Source organism: Acinetobacter sp. 24-47-62 (genome assembly GCF_056779765.1).
In genome coordinates, this window is sequence record NZ_JBWYIN010000026.1 from 1 (window position 1) to 5,385 (window position 5,385).

Below are 5,385 nucleotides of genomic sequence, written 5' to 3' on the forward strand. Positions count from 1 at the left end.
TTCAAACATATTCAATTTGACATTGAATTAGTGAAAGACGTTGAAGGTGCGCCTTCTACTGAAGTTGAACGCCGCCGCGCATCAGCTTAAATCAATTAGTCGGAATCGGGATAAGTCAATTATCCCGATGACTTCCCCTCAATTTGGAAAGTCGGAGAACGTCCATGCCACGTATTCCTGTAATTAATACCAGCCATCTAGATCGTCTTGATGAGTTACTTGTAGACAACTTTGAGACAGGTGAGTTTAAACTTCATCGTTCAGTTTTCACTGATCAAGCCCTTTTTGACCTTGAAATGAAATACATCTTTGAGGGTAATTGGGTTTACTTGGCACACGAAAGCCAAATTCCAAATAACAATGATTATTACACGACACACATCGGTCGTCAGCCAATCGTGATTGCTCGTAACCGTCAAGGCGAGCTAAATGCAATGATCAATGCGTGTTCACACCGTGGTGCACAACTTTGCCGTAACAAACGTGGTAATAAGGCTACTTATACTTGCCCATTCCATGGTTGGACATTCAATAACTCAGGCAAACTTTTAAAAGTTAAAGACCCAACAGATGCAGGTTATTCTGACTGCTTTAACAAAGAAGGATCACATGATCTTAAGAAAGTTGCACGTTTTGAAAGTTATAAAGGCTTCTTATTCGGTAGCTTAAACCCAGACGTCTTGCCATTAGAAGAATTCTTAGGTGAAACGACTAAAATTATCGATATGATCGTGGGTCAGTCTGATCAAGGTTTAGAAGTTTTACGTGGTGCCTCAACTTATACATACGAAGGAAACTGGAAACTCACTGCTGAAAATGGTGCAGATGGTTACCATGTATCTGCAGTTCACTGGAATTATGCTGCGACTACGCAACAACGTAAAGAAAAACAAGCTGGCGACAATATCCGTGCAATGAGCGCAGGATCTTGGGGTAAACAAGGCGGTGGTTCTTACGGTTTTGAAAATGGTCACATGTTGCTTTGGACACAATGGGCTAACCCTGAAGACCGCCCTAACTTCCCTAAAGCAGATGAATACTCTGAGAAATTCGGTCCTGCTATGTCGAAGTGGATGATCGAGCGCTCACGTAACCTTTGCTTATATCCAAACGTTTATTTGATGGATCAGTTCGGTTCACAAATCCGTGTACTTCGCCCAATTGCTGTCGATAAAACTGAAGTAACAATTTACTGCATCGCACCTGTAGGTGAAGAGCCAGAAGCTCGCGCACGCCGTATTCGTCAATATGAAGATTTCTTCAATGCTTCAGGTATGGCGACACCAGATGACTTAGAAGAATTCCGTGCATGTCAAGCAGGTTATGCTGGTATCGAACTTGAGTGGAACGATATGTGCCGTGGCTCAAAGCATTGGATCAATGGCCCAGATGATGCAGCAAACGAAATTGGTCTAAAACCTAAACTTTCAGGCGTTAAAACTGAAGACGAAGGTTTATACCTTGCGCAACATCAACATTGGTTAGAAGAAATGAAACGTGCGATTAAAGCAGAACAAGCTTTAGCTGAACAAGGAGATAACGCATGAGTAACGCGAATCTTGAAGCAACTTTAGAATCAGTGAGCCAGTTCTTATTTAAAGAAGCGCGCCTACTTGATGATGAACAGTGGGATGAATGGTTAGAGTGTTATGCACCTACAGCATCGTTCTGGATGCCATCTTGGGATGACTACAATACATTAACTGAAGATCCTCAATCAGAAATCTCGTTAATTTATTATCCAGATCGTCAAGGTTTAGAAGACCGCGTGTTCCGTATCAAAACTGAACGCTCTTCTGCAACAATGCCTGATACACGTACAAGCCACAATATTAACAACATTGAAATACTTGAACGTCATGAAGATAAGGTTGTTGTTCGTTTCAACTGGAACACTTTAAGTTACCGCTACCAAAAGTCATACAGCTACTTTGGTATGTCACGCTACGAAATCAATTTGTCTGGTGAAAAACCACAAATTTTAAATAAATATGTGGTACTCAAAAATGATTACATCAATCAAGTAATCGACGTATATCACCTGTAATTAGTAAATAACAAGTTCAGTAACTACCAAATGGAATTTTGGTAGTTACACCAAAAAATTGTTCAAAAGATTCTTAAAGGATATTCAGCCATGTCAAACCATAATGTTGCACTTCAATTTGAAGATGGCGTAACCCGATTTATTTCAGTTGCACAAGGCGAAACGCTTTCTGACGCTGCATATCGTCAAAAGATTAATATTCCGCTGGATTGCCGTGATGGTGCATGTGGTACTTGTCGAGCTTTTTGTGAGTCTGGCAGCTATGACATGCCTGAAGAAACTTATATTGAAGATGCACTTACACCAGAAGAGGCTGAGCAAGGCTATATCTTAGCTTGTCAGTGCCGTCCTACTTCAGATGCAGTTTTCCAAATTCAAGCATCATCTGATGTATGTAAAACTCAAATTCATCAATATCAAGGTACACTTTCTCGTGTAGAAAACTTATCTGAATCTACAATTACCTTTGATATTCAACTAGACGAGGGTCAGCCAGATATCAATTTCCTTGCTGGTCAGTATGTAAATGTAGGTATTCCTGGATCAACTGAAACACGTTCATACTCTTTCAGCTCTAAGCCAGGCAACCGTTTGACCGGCTTTGTTGTTCGTAACGTTCCTAACGGTAAGATGAGTAGCTTCTTAAGCAGCGAAGCGAAAGTCGGCGAAAAAATGACATTCACTGGTCCATTTGGTAGCTTCTACTTACGTAATGTAGTACGCCCTGTAGTAATGCTTGCTGGTGGTACAGGTATTGCTCCATTTATGTCGATGCTTCAAGTATTAGAAGAAAAAGGTTCTGAACATCCAGTACGTTTAGTTTTTGGTGTAACCAATGACTTTGACCTAGTTGCTATTGAAGAACTCGACAAACTTCAAGAAAAACTTGATTGGTTTGAATACCGTACCGTAGTTGCAAACCCAGAATCTGCACACGAACGTAAAGGTTATGTGACAGGTCACATTGAAACTGAATGGCTCAACGGTGGTGATGTAGACGTTTACCTCTGTGGTCCTGTTCCTATGGTAGATGCAGTTCGTGGTTGGTTAGATGCTGAAGGCGTTAAACCTGCAAACTTCTTATTCGAAAAATTCTCTGCGAATTAAAGTGGAGAGGAACATGAATCAAAGATTTGAAAATAAAATCGTAATCGTTACTGGTGCCGCTCAAGGCATCGGTCGCGGTGTTGCTCTTCAAGCAGCTAGCGAAGGTGCAAAAGTTGTACTGGCTGACCGTGCTGAATACGTGACGACCACACTTGAAGAAATTACGACTCAAGGTGGCACAGGTGTCACTGTCTTAGCTGATCTTGAAACCTATGCTGGTGCACAATCCGTTGTAAATAAAGCGATCGAGACTTTTGGGCGAATTGATGTGCTGATCAACAATGTTGGTGGTGCGATTTGGATGAAACCTTTTGAAGAGTTTTCTGAAGAGGAAATTATTAAAGAGATCAATCGTTCTTTATTTCCTACTTTATGGAGTTGTCGTGCAGTTTTACCACACATGCAACACCAAAAATCTGGTGTGATCGTGAATGTATCATCTATCGCCACATGTGGGATTAACCGTCTTCCATATTCTGCGGCTAAGGGTGGTGTAAATAGTTTTACTCAATCAATGGCATTTGCACATGCTAAAGATGGTATCCGCATCAATGCTGTGGCTACAGGTGGTACTGAAGCTCCACCACGTGTAATTCCACGTAATACTTCACCACTATCTGAGCAAGATCAAGCTTGGATGCAAGAAGTGGTTGATCAAACAATTGACCGCAGCTACATGAAACGCTATGGCACTATTCAAGAACAAGTAAATGCTATTTTGTTCCTTGCTTCAGATGAGTCTTCATACATTACAGGCACAGTCGTACCTGTAGGTGGTGGTGATCAGGGTTAACCCTGATCACGGACTCTTTAAACTCACAGGATCATTGACGCAAGGAGGCAAATACAATGGCAACCCTGTTTAAAACACTAAAAGAAGATTGGTCTATTTCCGCCACTGTCGCCGGCTTTTTAGCTGTATTGATTTCATATGCCGGACCATTAATTATTTTCTTTCAAGCAGCACAACAAGCCCAAGTTTCCCCAGACATGATGATTTCATGGATTTGGGGTATCTCAATTGGTGCTGCTGTAGCTGGAATTCTATTATCAATAAAGTTTAAAGTTCCTGTCATTACCGCTTGGTCGGCACCTGGTACTGCTCTGCTAGTCACACTTTTTCCAGATATATCACTGAATGAAGCAGTTGCTGCATATATCACTACAGCTGTAGTGATTTTCATCATTGGTATTACCGGATATTTCGACAAACTATTGGCTTTGATACCGCAATCAGTGGCTGCAGGAATGATGGCTGGTATCTTATGTCAGTTCGGATTTGGTCTTTTTACCGCGACTAATACCATGCCATATATTGTGTTTGGAATGCTTATTTCGTATCTGATTGCTAAGCGTTTAACACCTCGATATGCCATGCTTTTTGTATTGGCAGCTGGTATTTTCATGAGTTTAGTCCTCGGAAAATTCAATGCTGTGAATATGGAGTTTTCACTTGCAATACCCCAATTCATTGCGCCCGAGTGGACGCTTAACTCTTTTCTAAATCTTGCAGTACCTCTTATTTTAGTCAGCCTTTCTGGTCAATTTTTACCTGGCATGGCAATTTTGAAATTAAGTGGCTATGACATTCAAGCAAAACCCATTATTACCACTACCAGTATCGCATCGTTAACTGTTGCTTGTGTGGGCGGGATCACCATTGTCCTGGCATCAATAACAGCCGCACTCTGTACAGGTAAAGATGCACATGAGCTCAAAGAGAAACGTTATATCGCAGGTATTGCGAACGGTATTTTCTATATTTTAGGTGGTTTATTTGCAGGCAGCATTGTGATGCTTTTTAGCTTACTGCCTAAAGAACTTGTTGCTGCATTAGCAGGTTTAGCACTTTTAGGTGCTATTGCTACAAATTTACACGTTGCTATGTTCCAAGAAAAGGATCGTGACGCAGCTCTCCTTACTTTCTTGGCGACTGTTTCAGGTATGCAATTTTTAGGTTTAAGTTCAGTTTTTTGGGGAATCTGTATTGGTATTTTAGCGCATGTGATTTTAACGAAGCGTCAAAATACTACCCCATCATCGTCTACATCGACCTGATCATATTAAAGGTAAATGTAGATCGTTTGTTTAGGAAGTGATTATGATTGATAAAAGCTCAGCGTCTTTAACCGAAGCCCTCTCCCAAATTAAAGACGGTTCAACCATTATGATTGGTGGGTTTGGTACTGCAGGTCAGCCTGCTGAACTCATCGATGGCTTAATTGAACTCG

The 5,385-nt window shown here is 41.1% G+C and carries 7 protein-coding genes; all 7 read left to right on the forward strand.

Going from position 1 to position 5,385, the window contains the following annotated elements:
* Positions 1-90 (forward strand): hypothetical protein (locus tag AC1M87_RS14610; RefSeq protein ID WP_481592540.1); only part of this gene is annotated, 90 nt, incomplete at its 5' end.
* Positions 91-164: 74 nt separating this feature from the next.
* On the forward strand, positions 165-1,547 hold the full coding sequence (benA, locus tag AC1M87_RS14615) for a benzoate 1,2-dioxygenase large subunit (RefSeq protein ID WP_035270495.1): 1,383 nt from the start codon (positions 165-167) through the stop codon (positions 1,545-1,547).
* A complete protein-coding gene (gene benB / locus AC1M87_RS14620) occupies positions 1,544-2,047 on the forward strand; it encodes a benzoate 1,2-dioxygenase small subunit (RefSeq protein WP_035270498.1) in 504 nt (167 codons plus the stop codon). The genes benA and benB overlap by 4 nt, the downstream gene beginning before the upstream one ends.
* A 90-nt stretch (positions 2,048-2,137) precedes the next feature.
* The gene (gene benC, locus AC1M87_RS14625) at positions 2,138-3,154 is read left to right on the forward strand and encodes a benzoate 1,2-dioxygenase electron transfer component BenC (protein ID WP_481594105.1); all 1,017 of its coding nucleotides are present in this window, start codon (positions 2,138-2,140) and stop codon (positions 3,152-3,154) included.
* A gap of 13 nt (positions 3,155-3,167) precedes the next feature.
* Positions 3,168-3,947 carry a 1,6-dihydroxycyclohexa-2,4-diene-1-carboxylate dehydrogenase gene (locus tag AC1M87_RS14630; protein WP_092768934.1) on the forward strand — a complete coding sequence of 260 codons (780 nt, stop codon included), beginning with the start codon at positions 3,168-3,170 and terminating at the stop codon, positions 3,945-3,947.
* 56 nt (positions 3,948-4,003) lie between these two features.
* Entirely contained in the window at positions 4,004-5,212 is a 1,209-nt protein-coding gene (benE, locus tag AC1M87_RS14635) for a benzoate/H(+) symporter BenE (RefSeq protein WP_481594106.1), read from the forward strand.
* Between the two features lie 43 nt (positions 5,213-5,255).
* On the forward strand, positions 5,256-5,385 hold a 130-nt coding region (locus AC1M87_RS14640), incomplete at its 3' end, for a CoA-transferase (RefSeq protein ID WP_481588083.1).